19 protein-coding genes and 2 pseudogenes are annotated in these 23,251 nt (G+C 73.4%); 11 read left to right on the top strand and 10 right to left on the bottom strand.

The window, feature by feature from the left end; all coding sequences use genetic code 11:
• The first annotated feature begins 12 nt into the window (after positions 1-12).
• Positions 13-657, top strand: coding sequence for a maleylpyruvate isomerase family mycothiol-dependent enzyme (locus BJF80_RS10955; protein WP_075813629.1), 645 nt, complete (start codon positions 13-15; stop codon positions 655-657).
• Entirely contained in the window at positions 644-1,312 is a 669-nt protein-coding gene (locus BJF80_RS10960; protein ID WP_202817214.1) for a VOC family protein, read from the top strand. Before BJF80_RS10955 ends, BJF80_RS10960 begins: the two co-directional genes overlap by 14 nt.
• A gap of 8 nt (positions 1,313-1,320) precedes the next feature.
• Here BJF80_RS10960 and BJF80_RS10965 read toward each other — a convergent pair whose 3' ends face one another.
• From BJF80_RS10965 to BJF80_RS10975, 4 genes are all read right to left on the bottom strand, one after another.
• Complete coding sequence (locus BJF80_RS10965) at positions 1,321-2,019, bottom strand: ABC transporter permease subunit (RefSeq protein WP_321166391.1); 699 nt, start codon at positions 2,017-2,019, stop codon at positions 1,321-1,323.
• Between the two features lie 135 nt (positions 2,020-2,154).
• Complete coding sequence (locus BJF80_RS10970) at positions 2,155-2,919, bottom strand: carbohydrate ABC transporter permease (RefSeq protein WP_237767566.1); 765 nt, start codon at positions 2,917-2,919, stop codon at positions 2,155-2,157.
• Positions 2,916-3,062, bottom strand: a complete 147-nt coding sequence (locus BJF80_RS20225) for a hypothetical protein (protein ID WP_237767567.1) — start codon at positions 3,060-3,062, stop codon at positions 2,916-2,918. Before BJF80_RS20225 ends, BJF80_RS10970 begins: the two co-directional genes overlap by 4 nt.
• Positions 3,062-4,369, bottom strand: coding sequence for an ABC transporter substrate-binding protein (locus BJF80_RS10975; RefSeq protein WP_083673620.1), 1,308 nt, complete (start codon positions 4,367-4,369; stop codon positions 3,062-3,064). The genes BJF80_RS20225 and BJF80_RS10975 overlap by 1 nt, the downstream gene beginning before the upstream one ends.
• Before the next feature lie 113 nt (positions 4,370-4,482).
• Here BJF80_RS10975 and BJF80_RS20230 point away from each other — a divergent pair, with 113 nt between their 5' ends.
• The 3 genes from BJF80_RS20230 to BJF80_RS10995 are packed head-to-tail and all read left to right on the top strand — an operon-like array spanning position 4,483 to position 8,400.
• Entirely contained in the window at positions 4,483-5,400 is a 918-nt protein-coding gene (locus tag BJF80_RS20230; RefSeq protein WP_237767568.1) for a L,D-transpeptidase family protein, read from the top strand.
• A gap of 10 nt (positions 5,401-5,410) precedes the next feature.
• Positions 5,411-6,124, top strand: coding sequence for a TMEM164-related integral membrane acyltransferase (locus BJF80_RS10990; protein WP_075813633.1), 714 nt, complete (start codon positions 5,411-5,413; stop codon positions 6,122-6,124).
• The gene (locus BJF80_RS10995; protein ID WP_083673621.1) at positions 6,121-8,400 is read left to right on the top strand and encodes an acyltransferase family protein; all 2,280 of its coding nucleotides are present in this window, start codon (positions 6,121-6,123) and stop codon (positions 8,398-8,400) included. The genes BJF80_RS10990 and BJF80_RS10995 overlap by 4 nt, the downstream gene beginning before the upstream one ends.
• Here BJF80_RS10995 and BJF80_RS11000 read toward each other — a convergent pair.
• Positions 8,391-9,569 carry an acyl-CoA dehydrogenase family protein gene (locus BJF80_RS11000; protein WP_075813635.1) on the bottom strand — a complete coding sequence of 393 codons (1,179 nt, stop codon included), beginning with the start codon at positions 9,567-9,569 and terminating at the stop codon, positions 8,391-8,393. The genes BJF80_RS10995 and BJF80_RS11000 overlap by 10 nt on opposite strands.
• Before the next feature lie 51 nt (positions 9,570-9,620).
• On the opposite strand from BJF80_RS11000, the pseudogene BJF80_RS20865 reads away from it, so the two are divergent.
• Together BJF80_RS20865 and BJF80_RS20870 are read left to right on the top strand one after the other, a co-directional pair.
• Positions 9,621-10,532, top strand: a pseudogene (locus BJF80_RS20865) (xanthine dehydrogenase family protein molybdopterin-binding subunit); the annotation flags it as partial.
• Positions 10,533-10,632: 100 nt separating this feature from the next.
• A complete protein-coding gene (locus tag BJF80_RS20870) occupies positions 10,633-12,000 on the top strand; it encodes a xanthine dehydrogenase family protein molybdopterin-binding subunit (RefSeq protein ID WP_269087404.1) in 1,368 nt (455 codons plus the stop codon).
• 4 nt (positions 12,001-12,004) lie between these two features.
• On the opposite strand, the gene BJF80_RS20235 is transcribed toward BJF80_RS20870, so the two are convergent.
• From BJF80_RS20235 to BJF80_RS11020, 3 genes are all read right to left on the bottom strand, one after another.
• Positions 12,005-12,724 (bottom strand): hypothetical protein, encoded by a 720-nt coding sequence (locus BJF80_RS20235; RefSeq protein WP_075813636.1) that lies wholly within the window; start codon positions 12,722-12,724, stop codon positions 12,005-12,007.
• Positions 12,721-12,927, bottom strand: coding sequence for a hypothetical protein (locus tag BJF80_RS11015; RefSeq protein ID WP_075813638.1), 207 nt, complete (start codon positions 12,925-12,927; stop codon positions 12,721-12,723). Before BJF80_RS11015 ends, BJF80_RS20235 begins: the two co-directional genes overlap by 4 nt.
• 420 nt (positions 12,928-13,347) lie before the next feature.
• Positions 13,348-14,292: an aldo/keto reductase gene (locus BJF80_RS11020; RefSeq protein WP_075813640.1), complete on the bottom strand. Its 945-nt coding sequence runs from the start codon at positions 14,290-14,292 to the stop codon at positions 13,348-13,350.
• A 126-nt stretch (positions 14,293-14,418) separates the two neighbouring features.
• Here BJF80_RS11020 and BJF80_RS11025 point away from each other — a divergent pair, with 126 nt between their 5' ends.
• From BJF80_RS11025 to BJF80_RS11035, 3 genes are read left to right on the top strand one after another with little or no spacing between them, the layout of a single operon-like run.
• On the top strand, positions 14,419-15,294 hold the full coding sequence (locus tag BJF80_RS11025) for an oxygenase MpaB family protein (protein ID WP_075813642.1): 876 nt from the start codon (positions 14,419-14,421) through the stop codon (positions 15,292-15,294).
• Positions 15,291-15,851: a 2'-5' RNA ligase family protein gene (locus BJF80_RS11030; RefSeq protein WP_075813644.1), complete on the top strand. Its 561-nt coding sequence runs from the start codon at positions 15,291-15,293 to the stop codon at positions 15,849-15,851. The genes BJF80_RS11025 and BJF80_RS11030 overlap by 4 nt, the downstream gene beginning before the upstream one ends.
• On the top strand, positions 15,848-17,335 hold the full coding sequence (locus BJF80_RS11035) for a cryptochrome/photolyase family protein (RefSeq protein ID WP_075813646.1): 1,488 nt from the start codon (positions 15,848-15,850) through the stop codon (positions 17,333-17,335). The genes BJF80_RS11030 and BJF80_RS11035 overlap by 4 nt, the downstream gene beginning before the upstream one ends.
• 69 nt (positions 17,336-17,404) lie before the next feature.
• Here BJF80_RS11035 and BJF80_RS11040 read toward each other — a convergent pair.
• Together BJF80_RS11040 and BJF80_RS11055 are read right to left on the bottom strand one after the other, a co-directional pair.
• A pseudogene (locus tag BJF80_RS11040) lies at positions 17,405-17,608 on the bottom strand (pyridoxamine 5'-phosphate oxidase family protein); the annotation flags it as partial.
• Positions 17,609-20,643: 3,035 nt separating this feature from the next.
• Positions 20,644-21,801: a M20/M25/M40 family metallo-hydrolase gene (locus BJF80_RS11055; protein ID WP_075813652.1), complete on the bottom strand. Its 1,158-nt coding sequence runs from the start codon at positions 21,799-21,801 to the stop codon at positions 20,644-20,646.
• Between the two features lie 11 nt (positions 21,802-21,812).
• On the opposite strand from BJF80_RS11055, the gene BJF80_RS11060 reads away from it, so the two are divergent.
• Positions 21,813-23,048, top strand: a complete 1,236-nt coding sequence (locus BJF80_RS11060) for an amidohydrolase (RefSeq protein WP_075813654.1) — start codon at positions 21,813-21,815, stop codon at positions 23,046-23,048.
• Positions 23,049-23,251 lie beyond the last annotated feature (203 nt).

Raw genomic sequence — 23,251 nt, forward strand, 5'->3', positions numbered from 1 at the left:
GAGGCTGAGCGCATGACTGTCACCGGGGGCACCGCGACCTGGGATCTCGTGCACGCCGAGCGACGTGCCCTGGTCGAGGACCTCGCCACGCTCGAGGAGCCGCGGTGGGAGCACGCGTCCCTGTGCCCGGGGTGGACGGTCCACGACGTGGCGGCGCACATGGTCGACAACGCTCGCACCACGACCCCACGCCTGCTGCTGGCGATGGCGCGCGCCCGCTTCGACTTCGACGCCCAGAACGCCGCCGGCGTGACCCGGGAGCGTGGTGCCACCCCTCAGGAGACCCTCGCCCGGCTCCGGGCCGTCGTCACCCGGACCTCCGGGCCGCCCGCCCCCCGGGCCAGCAGGCTGGTCGAGGAGGTGGTCCACGGCGAGGACATCCGGAGACCGCTGGGCCTCGAGCACGACTACGCCCAGCAGGCGGTCGAGCGTGCCCTGACCTACCAGCTCGCCACCGCCGTGGGCCTCGGTGGGGCGCGGGAGCGGGTGGCGGGGCTCACGGTGCGCGCCACGGATGCCGGGATCGCCTCGGGCTCGGGACCAGTGGTGGAGGGGCCTGCCCTGGATCTGCTCCTCGTCGCCTCCGGCCGCGTCGTCTCCGGCGCGCTCCGCGGACCGGGCCTTGCCGAGCTGGAGGCGCGCTGTGCGCTGGGCTGAGCGGGCGCAGGAGGCGCCCCTGGACCACCTGGTGCTCGCCGTGCCGGACCTGGACCAGGCGGTCGAGGAGTTGCGCGAGCAGACCGGGGTGAGCGCAGCGGCCGGCGGGTCCCACCCCGGGATGGGCACCCGCAACGCCCTGGTCGCGCTGCGCGGCACGGGCGGGCCCGCCTACCTCGAGCTGCTCGCCCCCGACCCCGCCCAGGAGCCGGTGGCCCCGGAGGCCACGATGCTCGGCCTGGGACACCTGGTGGAGGACGGGACCTTCTCGCCCCGCCTGCACGCCTGGGCGATCCGCCCCGGCGACCTCGACCGGACCCTTGCCCTGGCCCGGGACGCCGGGCTGGAGGTCGGCACGGCGACCCCTGCCTCGCGCCGGACACGGGGTGGGACCGAGCTGTCCTGGCGGCTGGCGGTCCCGCACCCGCTCGGCCTGGGCGGGGTGCAGCCCTTCCTCATCGACTGGGGCAGCAGCCACCCGACGGACGACGACCTGCCCGAGCTCGACCTCGTCGAGCTCACGCTCGGCCACCCGGACCCCGACCGAGCCCAGCAGGTGCTGGACGTCCTCGGGGCAGGAGGTGCGGTCGTGGGCGCCCCGCGGCCCACGCTCGGGGCCGTGGTGGCCGGGCCGGGCGGCCAGACCGTGCTGTGAGACGCGCCTCAGTCGCTGATGCCGGTCCGCTCGACACCCTGGACGATCCACCGCTGGAGCAGCAGGAACATCAGCAGCAGCGGCAGGATCGCGACGAGCGCGGCCATGAAGAGCGTGCTGATCTGCGAGGTCTGGGCGGTGAGGTAGGTCGACAGCGCGATCTGCACGGTCCACGAGTCGGGGGTGCGGCCGATGACCAGGGGCCAGAGGAAGGCGTTCCAGCTGCCGATGAAGGTGATGGTGCCGATCGCGGCGGCGAAGCCGCCGGAGTTGGGCACGACGACCCGCCAGAAGGTGCCCCACCAGGACAACCCGTCCAGCGCGGCGGCTCCTCGATCTCCTTCGGGAAGGAGAGGAAGAACTGTCGGAAGAGGAAGGTCGCCAGCGCCTGGAAGAGTCCGGGGATGATGAGGCCGCGCAACGTCGAGATCCAGCCCAGGGAGGAGACGAGCACGAAGCTGGGGACGAAGGTGACGGCCGCCGGGATGAGCAGCGTCACGGTGATGAGCCAGAAGACGACCCCGGACCAGCGGTAGGGGATCCGGGCCAGGCCGTAGCCCGCCATCCCGGAGAGCACGAGGACGCCCACCGTCTGGCTCACGGCGATGACCGTGCTGTTGAGCAGCGCCCTCCCCATGGGCACCGTGCGGTTGTCGAAGACCGCGGCCAGGTTGCCCCACTCCCAGGTCGGCGGCAGCCAGTGCCACTGCGCGGAGGCCAGGTCGGCCTCGGTGCTGAAGGCGCCGCGCAGCAGGAGATAGAAGGGCAGCAGGAACAGCGCCGTCCCCAGGAGCAGCAGCACCCAGCGCAGGAGGGCATACCGGCGTCGTTCGTGCAGCACGTCAGTCCCTCCCGCCGAGCCGGAGCAGCCTGGTCTGCAGCAGCGCCACCACCGCGATCATGAGGGTGAGGATCACCGCACCGGCGCTGCCGTCGCCGAAGTTCTGGCCCGACCCGAGCGCGGTGTAGTAGAGGTAGACCAGCGGCGGCCGGGCGTAGGGCGGGTAGCTGCCGAAGCTGGACAGGATGTTGTAGAACTCGTCGAAGGCCTGGAAGGCGTTGATGAGAAGCAGGAGCAGGACCGCGGTGGACGCGGGGAGCAGCTGCGGCCAGGTGATGTGCCGGAAGACCTGCCAGCCCTCGGCGCCGTCGATGGCCGCCGCCTCGTAGAGCACCGTCGGGATCCGCTGCAGCGCCGCGAGGAAGAGGATCATGTAGAAGCCGACCTGCAGCCAGAGCCGGGCGGAGACGATGACCAGCCAGTACCACGGCGGGTCGGTGAGCGAGAGCCACGGGACAGGGTCCACGCCGATCAGCCCGAGTGCCGCGTTGGCGACGCCCGAGCGCATCCCGGAGAAGATCGACATCTTCCAGATCAGCGCCGCGACGACGTAGGAGCAGGCCACCGGGAGGAAGAAGACCGAGCGGAAGAAGGCCTGCATGACGCGGGTGCGGGCGACCAGGACAGCGGTGAGCAGGGACAGCGCGAAGGTCGTCGGGACGATGAAGGCGGCGAAGACGACGAAGGTCAGCAGCGAGTCCCGGAACGCCCTGTCGCCGAGCATGTCGCGGTAGTTGGCCAGCCCGACGAACTCGGTCGGCGTCACCGTGTTGTAGGCCTCGAAGAAGGAGAGGTAGACGCTCCACCGATCGGGACGTAGATGAAGAGCACCAGCCCCGCGAAGAACGGGCCGACGAAGACCCAGAACCACAGGTTGACGTCATGGCGACCGCGAAGCCGCGCGAGCATCAGGCGGTGACCCGCTCCAGCTCGTCCTCCACGATCGGGACCAGCGCCTCCAGCTCCTCCTGCGGGTCCGCGCCGTCCCGGACGATACGGCTCATCATGTCGCTCCAGGCGGTCGCGCTGCGGGGGGTCCACAGCAGCGGGGTCTGGGCGTGGCCGTACTCGGTGACGTAGCCGGCGGCGTCGGCCGCCGGACCGGACGCGAGCACGTCGGCCTCCGGGATCAGGCTGGTGCGCGAGGGCACGTGGAAGCCGTAGGCGGTGGCGAAGTCGAGCTGCTTGTCGGTCTGGTCGATCCACAGCCAGCGGACGAAGGCCCGGGCCGCCTCGACGTCGGTGGCCCGGGTGGACACGCAGGAGCCGTAGGCCCCCACCGGGACCGACGGTGAGCCGCCCTCCAGCGCCGGCCAGGGGATGGCCCCGAAGTCGTCGCCCAGCGCCTCGCTGATGGCGGGGAAGGTCCACAGCCCGGTCCACTGCATCGCGGCGCGCCCGGAGGTGAAGGCCCCGGCGTCGAACCAGTCCTGGGCCTCGCCCAGCAGCAGCGACTCGTCGGTCCACAGCGTGCGGAGCACCGACAGCGCCTCGGCGGCCCCCGCGTCCTGGAAGCCCACCTCCTCGCCGTCGAGGTAGTCCAGCCCGGCGGCCCAGAGCATGGGGCCGCCGAGCAGGCCGGCGCCACCGTCGTTGCCGAGGAAGAGTCCCTTGACGTCGCCGCGGCTGAGCTCGCGGGCCGCGGCCACGAGGTCGGGGATCTGCTGCGGTGGCTCGATCCCGGCCTCCTCCAGCAGGCTGCGGCGGTAGACGAGGACCTGCATGTCGAGGACCTGGGGGACCGCCCAGATCTTCCCGTCGTAGGTCATCCGCTCGATGAGCGAGGGGGTGAAGTCGTCCAGGGTGTCGCCGAAGAGGTCGGTGAGGTCGGCCACCTGCTCGCCCTTGATCATGTCGATCGTCGGTCCGTTGCCGTACTCGAAGACGTCCGGACCGGCGTCGGTGAGGAGCGAGGCCGCGGTCGACTGGTCGTAGTCGCCCGGCTTCCAGGAGACGGTGACGTCGGCGTCCGGGTAGTCCGCGGCATACCGCTCCACCGCCTCCTGGGTGCCGGCCTCGCCGTACTGGTGGTACCACTGTGCGATCGTGGGGCGGCCGCCCCCGCCGCTGGACGGGGCGGCATCCTCGCCGCTGCCGGTGCCGCGCCCGGTGTTGTCGCCGCAGGCGGCGAGAGAGGCGCCCAGCGCCCCGGCCCCGGTGAGGGCCAGCATCCGGCGGCGGGACAGGCTCGGGGTCGAGCGTGCGGAACGGGCCATCGTGGTCCTCCTGGGGCGGCGTTTCCGGGGCGGCGTAGATGAGCAGCATATTCTGCCCGTCGCCGGTGTGACGGCAGTGAAGCGTGAGGTCACGATTGCGCAACGGCCGGTGTGTGCTGGCAACGTGGGGGGCGGGCCATCACGTCTACTGGGCGACGGACGACGACGAAGGGGATCTGGTATGCGGACGCGACGACTCGTGCTGCGCCCTCTGCGGCAGCGCCTGCTCACCGAGCCGCTCCCGCGGCGCGCGCTGGTCAAGGGCGGCGCCGGCCTCATGGCGGGGGCCGTGGTGGGGGGGGCTGCAGGACGACGGGGGCATCTTCGCGCTGCCGCAGCCCGAACCAGAACCCGAGCCCGAACCGGAGCCGGTCGAGCCCGAGCCCGAGCAGGCGGAACCGGAGCCCGAGCCGGAGCCGGTGGAGCCCGAGCCTCCGGCCGTGCTGGCGCGCGGCAGCGGAGGCGAGGCCGTCTGGGCGCTGCAGGAGCAGCTCAACGCCACGGGGTACTGGTGCGGCGCGCCCGACGGCGGCTTCGGCCACCTCACCCAGCAGGCGGTGTGGGCCGCCCAGAAGGCGCACGGCCTGGTCCGGGACGCCGTGGTGGGACCCGGCACCCGTGCCGCCCTGGAGACCGGCTACCGGCCGGCGCCGGCCTACGGCGGCGACCACGTCGAGGTGCACCTGGCCAGCCAGCTGCTGCTCGTGGTCCGCGGCGGCGCGACCACCATGACCCTCAACACCTCCACCGGCAACGGCGAGCCCTACGAGTTCGAGGACGGCATCTACGACGCCCACACGCCACCGGGGGACTTCGCCGTCTGGCTGACGCACAGCAACGGCTGGCGGGACGGCGAGCTGGGCGAGATGTACCGGCCGATGTTCTACTCCGGCAACTACGCCGTCCACGGGTCGGAGTCGATCCCGCCCTACCCCGCCTCGCACGGCTGCGCGCGGGTCTCGGTCGCCGCCATGGAGATGATCTGGGCCCAGGGCCTCATGAGCATGGGCAGCCGGGTCGTCGTGGTCTGACCCCGCCCACGTGGCGGACTTCCTCGATCCGCACCCGCCGTGGATCACCATCGGCGGTGCCGAGCACCTGCTCTACGTCCTCGGGCTGGTCGTCGTGGCGGGCACGCTGCTCCTGGCCCGGCACCAGGTGCGCGAGCACGAGGCCGCGGTGCGCGCCGTCCTGGCCGTCGTGGTGGTGGTCCAGCAGGTCACGCTCTACGGCTTCTACCTGGTGACCGGCTGGGACCCGGCCGAGACGCTCCCGCTGCACATCTCGCGGGTGTCCGCGCTGCTGGGGCTGGCCTACCTGGTCACCGGCAGCCGGCGGGTGATGGACGTGCTCTTCTTCTTCGGGCTGTGGGCCTGGGCCAGCTTCGCCTACCCGCAGAACATCCAGCCCCCGACCAACATCCTGGGCTGGAGCTTCTTCGTCAACCACGTCGTGACGCTGCTCCTGCCGGTCCTCGCGTGGGTCACCACCGACTGGCGTCCGAGCCTGCGCGGGATGCGCCTGGCCCTCGGCTGGTTCGCCGTCTACCTCGTCGTGGCGGTCGCGGCCAACGCCGCCTTCGACGGCAACTACTTCTACCAGCGGGAGCGCCCGCTGCTGCCGTGGCTGGGGCAGCCGTGGTACCTCCTCGCCTCGGTCGCCGCGACGGTCGCGCTGTTCTCGCTGGGGTATGCCGTGAGTCGCCTCGTCGCCCACCGTACCGACCGCCCGGCGCGCGTAGAATCGGTCCAATGAGCAGTCCGGGGGGTCGTCATCTGCCCTCCCGACACCGACCCGACATCGAGGGGATGCGGGCGATCGCCGTCCTGCTCGTGCTGCTCTACCACGCGGGCGTGCCCTGGCTGCCCGGCGGCTACACCGGGGTGGACGTCTTCTTCGTCGTCTCCGGCTACGTCATCACCGGTCTGCTCCTGCGCGAGGCGACAGGGACCGGTCGCGTGGACCTGTCGCGGTTCTGGGCCCGCCGAGCGCGCCGGTTGCTGCCGGCCTCGATGCTCGTGCTGCTCACCACGGCCGCGCTGACGCTGCTCTGGGTGCCGCAGGTGCGCTGGCGCGAGATCGGCTGGGACGTCGTGACCTCCGGCCTCTACGTCGTCAACTGGCGGATGGCCGAGCGATCGGTCGACTACCTGGCCGAGGACTCGGTCGCCTCGCCGGTCCAGCACTACTGGTCGCTGGCGGTCGAGGAGCAGTTCTACGTCCTCTGGCCGCTGCTGGTGGCGCTGGCCCTCTGGCTCGCCCGCCGCCGCGGGCTCCCGGTGGTGCCCACGGTGGCGGCGCTCCTGGCGGTGCTCGTCGTGCTGCCCTCCTTCGCCTGGGCGGTGCACCTGAGCTCGGCCAGCCCGCCGGAGGCCTACTTCGTCACGACCACGCGGCTGTGGCAGCTGGGGCTGGGGGCGCTGGTGGCGCTCGGCGCGTCCTGGTGGCGGCGCGTCCCGGTCCCGGTGGCCACGGCGCTGGCCTGGCTGGGACCGGTCGCCGTCCTCGCCGGCGGCCTCCTGCTCGACGCCGGCTCCGCCTGGCCCGGCTGGCCGGCGCTCGTGCCGACCCTGGGGGCCGCGGCGATGCTCGTCGGGGGCGTGCGTGCGTCCGTGACCTTTGGCCCGGCCCGGGTCTACGGCTGGTCGGGGTTGCAGTGGACGGGGGCGCTGTCCTACTCGCTCTACCTCTGGCACTGGCCGCTGCTGGTGCTGGCGCAGGCCCGGTTCGGTCCGCTGGACGTCTGGGCCGGGCTGGGGGTGGTCGTGCTCAGCGTCGTGCCCGCCCTGCTCGGTCACCTGTTCCTCGAGCAGCCGATCCGGTATGCCCGTGGCGCCCTGGCGGGTCCTCGCGGGGGCCTCGTCGTGGGACTCGCCTGCACCCTGCTCGCGGTCGGAGCCGGGGGCTACCTGGTCCGCGAGGTCGACCGTCAGGTGCGCGCCAACGAGGTCGCGGGCGCGTCGGCGCAGGGGGCGGGGGTGCTGCGGGAGCCCGGGACGCTGGCCCCCCGACCACCCCGCGCCGCGGGTGCCGCCGTGGGCAGCGAGTCCGGGGCGCGGATCGGCTCGAGCGGCGACGACAGCAGCGACGACGGCGCTGACCCCGCCACGTCGACCGCCGGCGCACCGGAGGCCTCGCCACGGCATACCGTCCCTGCCGGCACCGAGGGTGCCCCGTCACCGTCGCTGGACGACCTCGACCTGGGGGCGCAGGACGGGTCGATCACCCCGGACCCGCTGGAGGCGACGCGGGACGTGCCCGCGCTCTACGCCGACGACTGCGACAGCACCGGTCAGGAGGTGGTGCGCTGCACCTACGGCGAGCCCGACGGTGCGCTGCGCGTCGCCGTCGTCGGCGACTCCAAGATCGCCCAGTGGGTGGACGCCCTCGCCGCGGCGGGCCGCGAGCAGGACTGGCGGGTCGACGTCTATTACCGCTCGGCCTGCCCCTGGAGCGCGACCCTCGTGCAGTTCGACGAGGAGGGTCGGGCCCGGGCCTGCCGTGACTGGGGCGACGAGGTCATGCAGGAGCTGCTGGCCCAACCGCCGGACGTCGTGCTCACCTCCTCGGTGAAGTCGCAGGGCCTCGGTCCGGACGGCGAGCTGTCCGGGGAGGCGCTCGCCGACGGCATGGCGCAGCGGTGGAGCCGGCTCGGCGACGAGGGCGTGCCGGTGGTCGCGATCGCCGACACCCCCCAGCCGGGTGGTTCCCAGGTCTACGCGTGCGTCGCGGAGCACCGGGAGGACCTCGGGCGGTGCCGGATCGACTACAACCGCGGCAGCGGCACCGGGCCGCTGCTGCGCGCCGTCGCCGAGGTCCCCACCTCCACCTTCGTGACGATGAACGACTGGGTCTGCCCCGGCGAGGACCGGTGCCCGCCCGTCGTCGGCGGGGTGCTGATCTACCGCCAGGGCAGCCACATCACCGACACGTATGCCCGGTCCCTCGCGCCGGTCCTGCAGGACCGGCTGCTCGTGGCCTTCGACCGGGTCGGTGTCGGCCGGTCGCGCGAGGTCGACCCTCAGCGGTAGGCCTGCTGCCCGGTGAGCGCCTGCCCGACGACCAGGGTGTGCATCTCCTCCGTGCCCTCGTAGGTGAGCACCGACTCCAGGTTGTTGGCGTGCCGCATGACCGGGTAGTCGCCGGAGATGCCGTTGGCGCCGAGGACCGTGCGGGCGGTGCGGCAGATCTCGAGGGCTGCCGTCACGTTGTTGAGCTTGCCGACGCTGACCTGCTCGGGCCGGAGGCCGACCGCGTCCTTGCGGCGGCCCAGGTGCAGCGCGAGCAGGGTGCCGGTGGCCCAGGACTGGTGCATCCGGGCGAGCTTGGCCTGGGTGAGCTGGAAGGCGCTGATCGGCCGCCCGAACTGCTCCCGCTCGCCGGCATACGTCAGCGCGGTCTCCAGCGCCGTCCGCGCGGCGCCCATGGCGCCCCAGACGATGCCGTAGCGCGCCTCGGAGAGGCAGGCCAGCGGCCCCTTGAGGCCGCGGACGCCGGGCAGCAGCGCGCTGCCCGGGAGACGGACGTCCTCCAGGACGACCTGCCCGGTCACCGAGGCCCGCAGCGACATCTTGTGGCCGATCGTCGGGGTGCTCACCCCGGGGGTGTCGGTGGGCACCACGAAGCCCCGGACCCCCTCGTCCTCGGTCCGCGCCCAGACCACGGCGACGTCGGCGAGGGGGGCGTTGGTGATCCACGACTTCGTGCCGTGGAGCACCCAGTCGTCGCCCTCGCGGGTCGCCCGGGTGGTCATCGACCCCGGGTCCGAGCCGTGGTCGGGCTCGGTGAGGCCGAAGCAGCCGATCGTCTCCCCCCCGGCCATGGACGGCAGCCAGGACTGCTTCTGCTCCTCGCTGCCGAAGGAGTGGATCGCCTCCATGGCCAGCGAGCCCTGCACCGACACCAGCGACCGGACGCCGGAGTCGGCCGCCTCCAGCTCGGTGCAGGCCAGGCCGTAGTCGACCGCGCTCATGCCGGCGCAGCCGTAGCCCTCGAGGTGCATGCCCAGCAGGCCGAGCCGGCCGAACTCCCGCGCCAGCCCGCGCACCTGGTCGTGCGCCAGGTCGCCGTGCTCGTACCACCCCGCGACGTGCGGGAGCACGTGCTCCGCGCAGGCCCGGCGGACGGAGTCGCGGACGGCGCGCTCGTCGTCGGTGAGCAGCGCGTCCAGGTCGAGCAGGTCGAGGGTGGCGGGAGGCATACCCTCATCATGCCGGTCGCCGACCCCTGGCCGTCGAGGCAGGATGGGCCCATGACGACACCCACGCGCGGGACCTCCATCCTCGGCACCGAGGTGCGCCGGGTCGAGGACCCCGAGCTGCTGCGCGGACGAGGAACCTTCGTCGGCGACACCGACCTCGACGACCCCGAGGTGCTGCACGCGGTCTTCGTGCGCAGCCCGGTGGCGCACGCGCTGGTCCGCGGCGTCGACACCGCGGCCGCGGCGCAGGCACCGGGTGTGGTCGGGGTGTTCACCGCGGCCGAGCTCGGCGAGGAGCCGGTGCCGCCCTTCGCCCAGATCCACGACCGGGTGCAGCGCACCGCCCTGGCGACCGACCGGGTGCGCTTCGTCGGCGACCCGGTCGCGCTGGTCGTCGCGACCGGGCGCGCTGCCGCGGTCGACGCCGGCGACCTCGTCGACGTGGACTACGAGGACCTGCCCGTGGTGGTCGACATGGAGGCCGCGCTGGAGCCGGACGCACCGACGCAGTTCCCCGAGCTCGGGAGCAACGTCGTCCTCGCGGTCAAGGACCCCGAGGGTGAGCCGGACGTGCTCGCGGGCGCGCACCGGGTCGCGCGGCTGCGCCTGGAGAACAACCGCATGGCGACCAGCCCGATCGAGGGGCACGGCATCCTCGCGCGCCCGACCCTGAGCGACGGTGAGGTCACCGGACTCGACGTCACCCTCGCCACCCAGCACCCGCACCTCGCGAAGAAGCTCCTGGTCCGCTGGACCGGGCTGCCCGCCGACGCGGTGCGAGTGCGGGCCCCGCACGTGGGCGGTGCCTTCGGCGGCAAGGCCGGGATCGCGCCGGAGCACGCGGCCGTGGTGCGGGCGGCGTGCCTGCTCGGCCGCCCGGTCCGGTGGGTGGAGACGCGCAGCGAGACGATGCTGTCGATGACGAGCCGGGGGCAGGTGCAGTACGTCGAGGTCGGGCTCGACGAGGAGGGTCGCATCACCGGGATGCGGGCGCGGCTCGTGGGTGACTGCGGGGCGTACGCCGGTTTCGGCGGGTCCTTCGCCAGCGGCTCGACCCCGGACCATGTCCGAGGGCTCCTACCGGATCCCGCGGCTGCGCTACGACGCGCTGTCGGTCATGACCAACACCGCACCCACCGGCGCCTTCCGTGGGGCGGGCCGGCCCGAGGCGGCGGCGATGCTGGAGCGGGCGATGGACCACGCGGCCCGGACGGTCGGCCTGCTCCCCGAGGAGTTCCGGCGCCGCAACGTCCTCGCCCCGGAGGACTTCCCGCACCGGACGAAGTTCGGCGCGCACTACGACACCGGCGACTACGCCACGACGCTGCAGGCGGCGCTGGACGCGGCCGGGGTGGACGAGCTGCGCGCCGAGCAGGAGCGGCGGCGGGAGCGGGGCGACGCGTGGCAGCTCGGCATCGGCATCGCGAGCTACGTCGAGATCACCGGCTTCGGCGGCTCGGAGTATGCCGGGATCCGGGTCGGTGCGGACGGCTCGGTCGTCGTCATGGCCGGTACGTCGGCCCACGGGCAGGGGCACGCGACCGCCTTCTCGATGCTCGTCGCCGACGCCCTCGACCTCCCGCTGGAGCGGGTGTCCTACGTGCAGTCCGACACCGCGCAGGTCCGCAGCGGTGGCGGCACCGGCGGGGCGCGGTCGGTGCAGCTCGGCGGCAGCGCGGTGCTGGAGGCCGCGCAGGAGCTGCGCGAGCAGGCGATCGCCACGGCGGCCGACCTGCTGGAGACGGCGGCGGCGGACGTCGAGCTGGTGGACGGCCGGTTCGCGGTCCGGGGCGTCCCCGGTGCGGGAGTGACCTGGGAGGAGGTCGCCCGCCGGGCGCACGAGGAGGGGGACGGGCTGCAGGTGGATCACGACTTCTCGCAGGACGGGTCGACCTTCCCGTTCGGCACCCACGTGAGCGTGGTCGAGGTCGATGTCGAGACGGGGGCGGTGCGGCTGCTCCGGCACGTGGCCGTCGACGACTGCGGGACCGTGGTCAACCCGCTGCTCGTGCGCGGGCAGCAGCACGGCGGGTGCGTGCAGGGCATCTCGCAGGCGCTCTGGGAGGAGTTCCGCTACGACGAGCACGGCAACCCGGTGACCGCCACCTTCGCCGACTACACGCTGCCCACCGCGGGCGACCTGGTCCAGCTGGAGACCAGCCTCACGACGACCCCGACGGACCGGAACCCGTTGGGCGCGAAGGGGATCGGGGAGGCGGCGACGGTCGGCTCGACACCGGCGGTGCAGAACGCCGTCGTCGACGCCGTCGCGCACCTCGGGGTGCGGCACGTCGACCTACCCTGCACGCCGGAACGGGTGCTGGGGGCCGTCCGCGAGGCGGGGCGGGGCGAGCACGACCCGTGGCGCGAGCCGGCGGCGATCTTCGAGGACCTGCCCGACCTGGAGTCCGTGGACGACGTCGAGGTGTGAGGGTTCAGACCCCGCTGGGGTCGTGCGTCCGGCCGCCGTCCGCGCCCTCGACCGGTGGCTGCTCGAACCCGCGGGTGGGCGGTTCCGGCGAGACCACCGGTGGCTCGACGGGGCCGACCGAGGGCGGGTCCTCCGGGGTGACGCCCACGCGCGGGTCCAGAGCGCCGGTGAGCGGGGTGTCCCACAGCGGTGCGCCGTCGGCCGGACCGGCCCAGGCGGCGGCGAGGGAGTCGGCGTCCGCGGCGGTGACCTCCAGGGCGCGGCTGCGCTCGGCGATCTCGAGCCGTGCCTGCTCGACGATCTCCTGGGCGCGTCCGTGCTCCCGCTCGATCTGCTCCACGTCGTCCTCGTCGAGCACCTCGAGCTCCACCTGCCCGTCCAGCCGGCGCACCGAGGCGGCCACCGTGCTCACCCGGGAGAAGGACGCGTCGAGGTCGCGCTGGGTCGAGGCCGTGAGGTCGTGCAGGGCGTGCAGCTGCGTCAGGACGGCCTGCGCCATCCCCTGCACGAGCTCCAGGCCCTGGGTGACCCGCGGCGCGTAGGCGAGGTAGGAGTCGGCCCGGTTGCCCTCCCAGGCGGACGCCACGCGGGTGGTGACGTCGGAGCTGTCGGCCCCGGCGTTGCCCCCGGCGTCCCGCATCGCGGCCCACGCGTCGATGGCCTCCTGCAGGCAGGACACCTGGGCCCGCAGGTGCCACACGTCGGCCTTGGTGAGCGTGATCATGCGGAGGCACCGGGGCTGTCGACGTCCAGGGCCGGGCCCTGCTGGTGCGGTGCGGCCTGCGGCAGGTCGGGGCTGTCGGTGTCGAGGGCCGGTCCGCGCTCGTGCGGTGCAGCCTGGGGCAGCTCGCCCCGGTCGACGTCCAGCCGTTGTCCCGGACCGTGCCGCTCGGCGCGACCCAGCACGGGCCGGCCGTCCTCGCCCACCCCACGCGGGGGAGCCCACGCGGCGACGGCGAGGTCTCCAGGTCGGTCGCCGCCTGCTCCAGGTGGCCACCGTCGTGCATCACGGTGCGCTGCAGGTGACCGGCTGCGGCGTCGACCGCCTGCATCACGCGGTCGTAGGCAGCGGCAACCTGGGTGTCCTGCGACGGGAGGCCGAGCCCGGAGGCCGGCAGCCCACCCCCGCGGACCAGGGAGCTGCGTCCCGTCTGCAGCGTCTGCGAGATGGTCACGAGGTCGCGCCCGCACCGCCTCAGCTCGGCTGGGTCTCCGCCGACCATCCTGATCTCCCCTTCGCCGTGTCCCGCCCCGGTCCCCGCCAGCACAACGACCAGCGACAGCGGGGGCCAGGATCCCCGGCACGCCGCGACGACGAGGCAGCGGCGTCCCGCGCCAGCACCCCGGTCAGAAGCTCGACGAGGCCTCGTCGAGCTCGCGCACGTCCGCCTCGGTCAGCTGGAGCGAGGTCGCTGCCAGCAGCGGCTCCAGCTGCTCGGGGCGGGAGGCGGAGGCGATCGGGGCGGTGATGCCCTTCGCCAGCACCCACCCGAGGGCGACGGTCGCGGGCTGCACGTCGTGCCGCTGCGCCACCTCGACGAGCACGTCCACCACCGCCAGGCCGCCGGCGTCGGCATACCGCCGGGCGGCGCCGCCACGGGCGTTGCCGGCGAAGTCCTCCTCGGTGCGGTACTTCCCGGTGAGGAAGCCCGAGGCGAGCGCGGGGTAGCTGAAGACGGCCAGCCCGAACTCCGCGACCAGCGGGGCGAGGTCGCGCTCGTAGTCGGCGCGGGAGACCAGGCTGTAGCGCGGCTGGATCGCGGTCGGGACGCTTGCCCCTTGCTCGGCGGCGGTCTCGAGGAAGGCGCGCAGCCGGTCGGGGGCGTAGTTGGACAGGCCGATCGTGCGGGCCCGGCCGCTGCGCACCACCTCGTCGAAGGTGGCGACCTGCTCGGCGATGTCGACCGAGTCGTCGTCGGTGTGCGCGTAGTAGAGGTCCACGTGGTCGGTCTCCAGCCGGTCCAAGGACTCGTCCAGGGCGGTCATCACGGTGTCGCGCTCCAGTCCCTCCCGGCCGGGCATCTTGCCGACCTTGGTCGCGACGAGCACCTCGTCGCGGTTGCCGCGCTCGGCCATCCAGCGGCCGATGATGCGCTCGGACTCGCCGCCCTCGTGGCCCTCCGCCCACGCGGAGTACATGTCGGCGGTGTCGACGAAGGACCCGCCTGCGGCGAGGAAGGCGTCGAGCACGGCGAAGCTGGCCTCGACGTCGGCGGTCCAGCCGAAAGGGTTGCCCCCCAGGTTGACGGGGAGGAACGTGCGGTCGGTGCCGGGAAAGGTGGGGTGAGACATGCGCCGACCGTACCTGCCGCTCCCGGTCGCCGCCCGTCTGGCGTGGCGGCACCGGTCCCCGCGTGCGACAGTAGGGACTGTCGACGCTTTGTCCAGCGTCTGTCCCAGGCATACACGAGGAGCACGATGACTCTCGCTCGGCTGCAGAGTGCGCTCGGGAGCGCGCTGCGCGCCCGGGTCGCCGGGGACGACGCGAGCGAGCGCGCCGCGCGCATCTGGGACACGCCGGGGGAGCGCTGGTTCACCGAGCAGGACCCGGTCTGGCGGGTGCACGCGGACGCCGCGATGTTCCCCGGCGGCGTGGCGGCGCTGCTCCTGCAGATGCTCCACCCCATGGCCATGGCGGGGGTCGCGGGCCACTCCGGCTACAAGGGTGACCCCTGGGGAAGGCTGCAGCGGACGAGTACCTACCTCGCGGCCACCACCTTCGGCACCGTCGAGCACGCGATGGACACGATCGGTCACGTCCGCGCGATCCACGAGCGGGTGCGGGGCAAGGACGCCTTCGGGCGTCCCTACCGCGCCTCGGACCCGCACCTGCTGCGGTGGGTGCACGTCGCGGAGGCATGGTCGTTCCTGCACGCCCACCAGGCCTTCGCGCGCACCCCGCTCAGCACGTCCGAGGCGGACACCTACGTCGCGCAGGCCGGGGTCTCCGCCGGGCACCTCGGCGTGGTCGACCCGCCGCGGACGGTGCGGGAGCTGGAGGGTGAGTTGACGGCATACCGCGCCGAGCTCGAGGCCACCGAGCAGGCCCGGGAGGCGGCCCGCTTCCTGCTCGTGGAGCCGCCGCTGCCGCTGGCGTCGAGGCCCGGCTACTGGGCGATCGCCGCCGGGGGAGTCGCGTTGCTGCCGAGGTATGCGCGGGCCGAGCTCGGGCTGCCCGCGTCGCCGACGCTCTCGCGCGGGGTGCTGCGGCCGCTCGGCCGGGCCAGCACCTCGACGGTGCGGTGGGCGATGGCCGGGGTGGGCCGCGACCGGGCGCAGGACCGGGCTGCGTGAGCCGGCAGCACGCCCTGGAGCTGGTGCTCTCACCGGAGGACGACGCGCGGGTCCGCGGACGCTGGCAGGCCCTCGAGGACGGCGGGATCCCGTCGCTCGCGCGGCACCAAGGACGCACCCACCGCCCGCACCTCACCGTCGCCACGTCGCAGGTCGCGCCGGTCGCGGACGTGCTGCGCGCCGCGCAGGACCTCTGGGCGCCGCTGCTGCCGCTGCCGTTGCGGGTCGACGGCCTCGTCCTGCTCGGCGGACGACGGGTGAGCGTCGCCGACCTCGTGGCCGCCCCGCTCGAGGCCCGCGTCGCCCAGGCCCGGGTGACCCACGCGTGGTCGGGTGCGGACGAGCGGCCGTGGATCCCGCACGTCACCCTGGCCACCCGGTTGAGCCTGGCCCGGGCGGGCGAGGCGCTGGAGCTGCTCGCGACGGCGGCCGGCCCGGAATCCCGGACCGAGACGTACGACGGCGCCGGTGCGCGCACGACGCTCACGGTGCAGGGCCTGCGCTGGTGGGACCCGGACCACGAGGTGGTCGCGCCGGTGGCGGGGGTCGCGGCGTGAGCGGCTCGACGCAGGTCCGGCTCGTCTACCCGCACCAGCTGCACGCGGAGCAGCTGCGGGTGCCGGAGGGGACGGTGCTCGTGGTGGTGGAGGACGACCTGCTCTACCGGCAGTACCCCTTCCATGCGCACAAGCTCGTGCTGCACCGCGCGGCCACCCGCCGTTTCGTCGACCGTGCCCGGGAGCAGGGGCTGGATGTCGAGGTCGTGGAGTCCTCCCCGGACCGGACCAGCGGCGAGGCCCTGGTGGAGCTCGTCGAGCGGCTCTCGCCCGGGAGGGTGAGCGTGCTGGACGTCGCCGACGACTGGCTCGGGCGGCACTGCCGGGACCAGCTGCGCGAGGGCGGCTACGAGTTGCGCGCCGAGGACGTGCTCGACACCCCCGCCTTCCTCACCACCCGCGAGCAGATCCGTGAGCACTTCTCCTCCGGCGGCGCGCGGATGCAGCACTTCTACGCCTGGCAGCGACGCCGGCTGGACGTGCTGATGGACGGTGACCAGCCGGTCGGGGGCCGGTGGTCCTACGACACCGAGAACCGCAAGAAGCTGCCCGCCGGACACCCCGTCCCGGACCCCGCGCTCGGGCCGGCGCGACGGCATACCCGCGTCACCGAGGCGATCGACTGGGTGAGCGAGCACTTCCCGGACGCCCCCGGGGACCCGGGGACCTTCTCCTGGGCGACGTCACGGGGCGAGGCGGACGCGGCGCTGCGCCGGTTCCTCGACGAGCGGTTCACGCAGTTCGGGCCCTACGAGGACGCGATCAGCGCCGAGCACCCGGTGATCTTCCACGCCGCGCTCACGCCAGCGCTGAACTGCGGGCTCATCGACCCCGACCAGGTGCTGGAGCGGGCGCTGGTCGCGGCGGACGAGCACGACGTGGAGCTGCCCAGCCTCGAGGGCTTCGTGCGTCAGATCATCGGCTGGCGGGAGTACATGCGGGCCACGTACCGGCTCTGGGGCCGCCGGATGCGCACGAGCAACGTCCTCGAGCACGGGCGGTCGTTGGACGAGTCGTGGTGGACCGGTGAGACGGGTCTCGAGCCGGTCGACCTCGTCATCCGACGGGTGCTGGAGCGGGGGTATGCCCACCACATCGAGCGGCTTATGGTGCTCGGCAACGCGCTGTGTCTGCTCAGGGTGCACCCGGACGAGGTCTTCCGGTGGTTCATGGCGCTCTTCGTCGACGCCTACGACTGGGTCATGGTCCCGAACGTGTATGCGATGAGCCAGTTCGCCGCGGGTGACGCCATCACCACCAAGCCCTACGTCTCGGGCAGCAACTACCTGCGGAAGATGTCGGACCTGCCGGCGGGGGACTGGCGGGAGGCGTGGGACGGGCTCTACTGGACGTTCGTCGAGGACCACCGCGAGGTCTTCGAGGCCAACAGCCGGGCGAACTTCGCGGTGCGCACCTGGGAGGGCATGGCCGAGGACAAGCAGCAGTCGCACCGCGACGCGGCGGCACCCTGGCTGGGTCGGTAGCCGGGGCCACCCGCACTTCCGTCGGGCCAGCCGTGCGGCACGGAGGGGACTCGGCGGCGACCGCTCGACTCAGCTGTCGTCGTCGGCCAGGTGCGGTGGGAAGCCACCGGTCGCGATCGGTGACCACCGGGTGGGGGTGACCCGTAGCAGGGACTTGCCCTGGTCGCGCATCGCCTGGCGGTACTCCTCCCAGCCGGTGTGCTCGCCGGAGATGCTGCGGAAGTAGTCGACCAGCGGCTCGACGGCCTCCTCGCCGTCCAGCACCTCGCAGGTCGACGACGGTCGTGGTGGCGATGGAGGGGGCAATGGTCACCACGGTGGCTCCGGCCGGGCTCAGAAGGGTGGTGGGGCGTCGGGCTGCCCATCCCAGGGCTGCCGCGGTCCCTTCTCATCGGTCTCGGTTGCGTGTTCGGGGGTTGGGCTGAAGCCGAGGAGGGTGGGGAGGGTGTCGAGGTCCTCGGGTGGTCCGCCGCGTCGTTGTCCGTCCTGGCCGCGGTGGGTGAGGGTGATCCAGCCGGTGAGCCGGGGGTCGTGGTCGGTGGCGCCGTCGGCGTCGTCGGTGTCGGCGAGCAGGGCGGCGGTGCCGCGGTGGGCCAGGGCGGTGTAGAGCGCGCGGCAGGCCAGGTCGACGTCGTCCTCGAACGTGGGGATCGAGCCGCCGGTTCGGGTCGGGGCGCGGTTCGGGTCGGGGTGCGGTGGTCGTCGGGCGGGGGTGACGGGGTGCCGGTTCGTGTCTGGTCGCGGGCTTCGTCGGTGTTGGTGTGGTCGTGGCTGTCGTCGGTCCGGTGGTGGGATTCGTCGGCCGGGGTGCGGTGGGTGGGGAGGTATTGGCGGTAGTCGTGGCCGCGGGTGCGTTCGACCTGGCCCAGGAGTGTCTGCCAGGTGAGGTCTCGTCGGGGGCTCAGGGTGCTGGTCCACCACTGGTCGGTCTTGAACTGGTGGCTGCGGACGTCCTTCAGGGTCAGGTTGGTCTCGCTGGTCGCTCCGCCGGTGCCCCAGGGGGTCTCGTGGTCGAGCTCGCATGACGTCGCGGGGGTGCGGCTTCCCGGTGCCCGGGAGTAGACGTCGGCGGCGATCACCTGGCGCCGCATCGCCGCATCCGGGCGGTAGGAGCTGATGCTGCGCTCGATCAGTCGCCCGTCGGCCGGGTCGACCAGCAACCTCGACAGGGTCGTGCCCGGGGCGAGAGCGAGCTCGCGGGCGTGCCCGGGGGTGATGAAGGCAGGGTGGCGCCCCAGGGCCTCACCGACAGCATCACCGGAACGCTGATGCACCATGCCCTGGCCCGGTCTGAGGCCGGCCGGATCGTCATCACCGGGTGGACCGTGCCCGCGGGCGGTAGCGGTATCGGGCACGGCTGGCCGGCAGGTGGAGCAGGCGGGCCGACCGGTCAGGGTGTCCCAGGGGATGACGACCTGCAGGCAGATGTCGGGTTGGGCGGTGATGATCTGCGCGATGGCCTCGAGGCCCCCAGGAGTGATGAGGGGATCATGTGCCTCGTCGTGCCGCAGGAGTGCGTCCGGCGCCCCACTCCCGAGGGCGGAGTCGTCACCGGGACCTGACTCACGATCCCCGTCCTGCCTCCGACTCTCGCCCCGGATCTGGCACTCGCCCCGGGCCCGGATGTGGTCCTGGGTCTGGCTCTGGTCGTGGTGGGGGAGGGTGAGGGTGCCGTGCAGCAGGAGGGTCTGGGCGACGTCGGAGCGTAGCTGGGCCAGGGTGCGTTCGTCGCCGGCCTTGCGCAGGCTCTTGGCGCAGGAGTCCAGGCGTTGGGATATCGCGCACAGGCTGGTCAGTGGGCCGGTGACCGCGAGCGTGGCGGTGGAGTCGTCGTCGACCCGCAGCCAGACCCGCCGCTCGGCCCGGGCCCGGGTGCGGCGTTCGCGCTCGGCCTGCCCATCCTGGCCCTCGACGCGGACGGCTTCCCGCTCCAGCGCGGCCCAGAACTGCGCCGCGTGCCAGGGCCGCTCCAACAGCTCACCGTCCGAGCCGAGACGCTCGGGCACCACGCCCGCAGGGTCGGACCCGAACAGCGACTCGGCGACCAGCGCGGCGGACTCGGCGGGCAGGTTGGCGCACCGGTCCCAGAAGCCGCGCACGTAACCCCACGTCGCCAGTCCGGAGCGCAGGGCGTGGTGCACCGCGGCCCGGACCGGTGCCGGCGCACACGCCGTGCCCACGAGCTGGCGGGCTTCCTTGACCCCGACGCCGAGCGCGACCTGCAGCTCGGCGCACGCCAGACGCTTGGTCTCGGCCCGCCACCGGCGCCGCTGGCCCGCAGTGAGCTCCTCGACGTCGCTGAAACCCTTGTCCGCCAACAGCTCCCGACCCACCTGCGCGGCCAGGTCCCGGGCCGCGTCCAGCAGCTCGGCCTCCATCGCCGCACGACGCGCCGCGACCTCACGCACCCTCGCGACCGCACCCGACGCCTCAGCGACGCCGGACGCCTCGCCGACCTCCTGCTCGGCGCCGAGACCGGACCCAGGGGGGACGGTATTCTTCCCACCTGTCGCCCGCGAGGCCGTGTGTCCGAGGTCCTGCTCGCGTCCAGGATCAGACGCCGTGGGGACGGACTGCTCCCCACCTCCCGGGCGCGCGTCGTCTGCGACGCGAGCCCCACCGCTGCCAGGGGATGCGTGGCTGTCCGATCGCGAATCCGTCGGGGCACCGGACACACCTGCCACCTCGACCAGCACGCGGCACCCCGGTCTGGGAAAGAACCGCACCGGGGGAACGGACGGGATCAGACGGCGCAGCTGCACCTCGCCCACGCTCGCGCGCTCCGGCAGCCCACCACCTGCCACGTCACAGCCCCGACGTCGTGTCATCGTCCCCTCCCTCTATCTGAGACGAGATTAGCACACATGTTCGAACACACGCAAGGCTGATCTGGCGGCACTCGCCCCACGTGTCAGGACTTCGGTGACACATCTGCATCAGGACTTGGGTGACCGTCCTGCATCAGGACGTGTGTTGCGGGTGAGGGGCCGGGACATCGTCTCCCGTATGAGCGAAGAGCCGTGTGTGCCACGACGTCGGTGACAGTCGTGTCGAGGGGCGGGCGCGACGGGCGCCGTCCACAGCCATGTCATAGGACTCCGGTCGGCTCCCACCGGGGGGCCATAGAGCTCAGGTGAGCATCAGCGGCAGCGCCCTCGCGGCCGAGGTCTGACCTCTCAGGCGACAGCGTCCAGCGCGATTCCAGGCCACCTGACGGGCCGCAGACCCTCCGTGGACGCGGCCGGGCATACCCCCTGGCGGGCTCGTCGAGGGCACGCCGCGCGTGGGTCGCGACGCGCCGTCCCTCACTACCCCGCCAGCTGCTCGATGATCCCCGCCAGCAGCGCCGTCTGCCGCGGCACACCGCTCACCAGCACGTGCTCGTGCCGGGCGTGCGGTCCGGCGCCGATCCCGCCGAGCCCGTCGAGGACCGGCAGCCCGAGCGCGGCGATGAAGTTGGCGTCGCTGGCACCGCCGACCGCCACCTCACCGACCTCAACACCTAGGTCAGCACCCGCGGCCCGGGCGAGACCGACGAGCCGCGCCGTGTGCTCCCCCGGGTTCATCGGCGGCCGGTTGCGGTCGATCGCGACCTCGAGGCGGCACCGCGGGTCGTGCGGGCGCAGCGCCTCCAGGGCCGCCACGACGCGGTCCTCCTCGGCCGGCTCCTGGATCCGCACGTCGACCGCGCAGGTGGCGTGCCCGGAGACGACGTTGCGGCCGGTGCCGCCGGTGATGGTGCCCACGTTGACGGTGGTCCCGCGCCCCGGCTCCGCGAGCGCGACCACCTCGGGCACGAGGGTCGCGAGCTCGTGCACCGCGCTGGCTCCGGCATCCGGGTCCAGCCCCGCGTGCGCCTCCACGCCGTTGACGACGAGGTCCGCAAAGACCATCCCCTTGCGACGCGTCTTCACCGCCCCGTCGGCGCTGGGCTCGGTCACGAGCGTGACCAGCGCCTTGCGGGCCGCCGCCTCGAGGTGCGGTCGCCCGGCGCGGGAGCCGATCTCCTCGTCCGCCGTGAGCATCAACCGGAGGTCCGGGTGCGGCACGCCCAGCTCGCGCAGCGCCAGCAGCGCCCAGACTGTCTGCACGATCCCGAGCTTCATGTCCAGCACGCCGGGCCCGGTCAGCACGTCGCCGTCGCGGCGCACCGGCCACCCGGCGAGCGTCCCCTCGGGCCACACCGTGTCGTAGTGCGCGAGCGACAGCACCTCGCCCGCCGCCCCGGACCCCGTCCAGGTGAGGTCGAGCACGTCGCCGAACTCACCGCCGTCGTGCTGCACCCGCCGCGCCGGCTCGCCCAACCGCCCGACGAGGTATGCCTCGATCTGCGGCAGCGCCGCCCGCAGCAGGTCCCGGCGCTGGCTCGGGGTCTCCAGCGAGACCAGCAGGTCGAGGTCCGCCAGCACGTCGTCCAGCCGGGCGGCGACAAGGTTCCGGACAGCGGCCGCGTGGGTGGTCGGCATACCCTCACCGTATGCCTGAGCCGACGACGATCCTGGACGACCACCCTGACCTGCGCGCGTCGCTGCACGACCTCTACCGCCACCTGCACGTCCACCCCGAGCTGTCCATGCAGGAGGAGGCGACCGCGACCCTGGTCGAGGAGCGGATGGGTGAGCTGGGCTACGAGGTCTTCCGGTGCGGCGGCACCGGCGTGGTCGCGACGCTGCGCAACGGCGACGGTCCCGTCGTGGCCTTCCGTGCCGACACCGACGCGCTGCCGGTCGAGGAGGACACCGGGCTGGACTACGCCTCCACCGCTCGCGGCACCCTGCCCGACGGCAGCGCCGTCCCGGTGATGCACGCTTGCGGCCATGACATGCATGTCACCGCGGCGGTGGGGGCCGCGACGCTGCTGGCGCAGGACCGCGACGGGTGGTCGGGCACGGTCGTCTTCCTCTTCCAGCCGGGGGAGGAGACCGCCCAGGGCGCGGCGGCGATGCTGGCCGACGGGCTCTGGGACCGCGCCGACCGGCCCGAGGTGGTCTACGGCCAGCACGTGTGGCCCGGCGTCACCGGCACCGTCGACCTCACCCCCGGACCGGCGATGACCTACTCCGACTCCTGGAAGGTCGTGGTCAAGGGCCGCGGCGGCCACGGCTCGCAGCCGGAGTCGACGATCGACCCGGTCGTCCTCGCCGCGCACATGATCGTGCGCATCCAGAGCCTCACGAGCCGCGAGGTCCCGGCGCAGAAGGCCGCGGTCATCACCATCGCGACCATCCACGCGGGGCTGAAGGAGAACATCATCCCCGCCACCGCCGAGTTCACCATCAACATGCGCAACCTCGACGCCGACGTCCGCGACCACCTGCTCGGCGCCCTGCGCCGGGTCATCATGGCCGAGGCCATGGCCTCGGAGGCACCCGAGCCGGAGATCACCGAGATCTGCACCTTCCCGCTCCTGCACAACGACGAGGACGAGGCCGGGCGCGTGCTGGAGGTGCTGCGCGGCACGCTCGGCGAGGGGCACGTCAGCGAGATCCCGGCGGTGATGGGCAGCGAGGACTTCGGGGCGCTGCCGGACGCGATCGACGTGCCCGGCGTCTACTGGTTCTTCGGCGGCCTCACCCGGGAGGCGGTGGAGGGGGAGGAGCCCACCGTGACCAACCACTCGCCCTTCTTCGCGCCGGAGCTGGAGCCGACGCTGAGCACCGGGGTGAGCGCGGCGCACGCGGTGCTCACCGCCCGGCTGGGGGCGCGGGCATGACCGGCGAGGGGGCCTCGGGGGCGGGGAGGGCGTCGCGCGCGAGGTGTCGCAGGACCGGCGTGTGCTCGTGCTGTCGAACTCCGCCGCGGGCAGCTCCAAGGACGACGTCGTCGAGCAGGTCTGCGGCGAGCTGGGGTCCTGATCCCCGGACGGGCTGGACGTCCAGGCACCAGGGTCGGACGAGGAGTATGCCGCGGCCGTCG

The organism is Serinicoccus sp. CUA-874, assembly GCF_001942225.1.
GTDB classification, from domain to species: Bacteria; Actinomycetota; Actinomycetes; order Actinomycetales; family Dermatophilaceae; genus Ornithinicoccus; species Ornithinicoccus marinus.

What these genes read in the sequence shown, in the direction of transcription:
- BJF80_RS10955 (WP_075813629.1), top strand. Translation starts at nt 13, where the DNA reads ATGACTGTCACCGGGGGCACCGCGACCTGGGATCTCGTGCACGCCGAG.
- BJF80_RS20225 (WP_237767567.1), bottom strand. Translation starts at nt 3,062, where the DNA reads ATGCTCGCGCGGCTTCGCGGTCGCCATGACGTCAACCTGTGGTTCTGG.
- BJF80_RS10975 (WP_083673620.1), bottom strand. Translation starts at nt 4,369, where the DNA reads ATGGCCCGTTCCGCACGCTCGACCCCGAGCCTGTCCCGCCGCCGGATG.
- BJF80_RS10995 (WP_083673621.1), top strand. Translation starts at nt 6,121, where the DNA reads ATGAGCAGTCCGGGGGGTCGTCATCTGCCCTCCCGACACCGACCCGAC.
- BJF80_RS11000 (WP_075813635.1), bottom strand. Translation starts at nt 9,569, where the DNA reads ATGCCTCCCGCCACCCTCGACCTGCTCGACCTGGACGCGCTGCTCACC.
- BJF80_RS20870 (WP_269087404.1), top strand. Translation starts at nt 10,633, where the DNA reads ATGTCCGAGGGCTCCTACCGGATCCCGCGGCTGCGCTACGACGCGCTG.
- BJF80_RS20235 (WP_075813636.1), bottom strand. Translation starts at nt 12,724, where the DNA reads ATGATCACGCTCACCAAGGCCGACGTGTGGCACCTGCGGGCCCAGGTG.
- BJF80_RS11020 (WP_075813640.1), bottom strand. Translation starts at nt 14,292, where the DNA reads ATGTCTCACCCCACCTTTCCCGGCACCGACCGCACGTTCCTCCCCGTC.
- BJF80_RS11025 (WP_075813642.1), top strand. Translation starts at nt 14,419, where the DNA reads ATGACTCTCGCTCGGCTGCAGAGTGCGCTCGGGAGCGCGCTGCGCGCC.
- BJF80_RS11055 (WP_075813652.1), bottom strand. Translation starts at nt 21,801, where the DNA reads ATGCCGACCACCCACGCGGCCGCTGTCCGGAACCTTGTCGCCGCCCGG.
- BJF80_RS11060 (WP_075813654.1), top strand. Translation starts at nt 21,813, where the DNA reads ATGCCTGAGCCGACGACGATCCTGGACGACCACCCTGACCTGCGCGCG.